This is a genomic window from Psychrobacter sp. 1Y4 (assembly GCF_051847555.1).
In genome coordinates, this window is sequence record NZ_JBPYDE010000410.1 from 1 (window position 1) to 784 (window position 784).

Genomic DNA, 784 nt, shown 5'->3' on the forward strand with positions numbered 1-784 from the left:
TTGTTACTATTGAAACGGTCATTTGAATGCTCATTATCTGTCACTACCCCAATTACCGCGCTGACTTTTGGCTGGCGAGTGTCAATATCTAGCAAGCGCCAATCACCAAGCACATAACGTTTTTTGTCAGCGGTGACGTGATGAATATCTGGGCGATGGGTATGTCCGTGCAGTAGCGCATCGTTATCGGTGATGGCTTGATGCACGGCTTTATCGTTGACATCCATGATATAAGCCGCTTTATTGGCGTTATTTTGCTGGCTTTTTTTGCGCATATTGTCTGCGATGGACAAGCGTTTCTCTAATGATTTATTTAGCAAATACCACTGGGTCAGACGATTACGCATGATTTTGCGAAAGAGTTGATATTTCTTGTCATCGGTACAGAGTGCGTCACCGTGTTCTAAGCGGTAAGTTTGTTGACCGACAAGCAAAGTATATGGCTCATCGATAAGCTCACCACCGAACAGATTACAAAACGGTTGGCCTAACAAGAAGTCACGGTTGCCGTGCATGACTAATATCTCGCAACCATTGATACGTAGCTGTTTTAGCTTTGCAATCAATGGGGTTAGCCAATGCGCCATCTGCTCGTCTTCTGAACTTTTTTCTTTTAATAGGGATAAATACGTATCATCACCTAGCCACACCTCAAACCAATCACCCAATATAAAGAGGCGTTTGAGCGCTGGCAGGGCAAGACAGTCATCGAGCAGCGCCAAAAAAGCCTGCACTAAGGCAGGCTCCTGAGGCGATAAATGCAAATCGCTAATCAATACTTGCC

General features: G+C 44.9%; 1 protein-coding gene. It reads right to left on the reverse strand.

Features of this window, described 5'->3' with window-relative positions; translation table 11 throughout:
* The coding region (locus ACS8FC_RS16650; RefSeq protein ID WP_439297598.1) for a UDP-2,3-diacylglucosamine diphosphatase at positions 1-784 on the reverse strand (784 nt) is incomplete at both ends.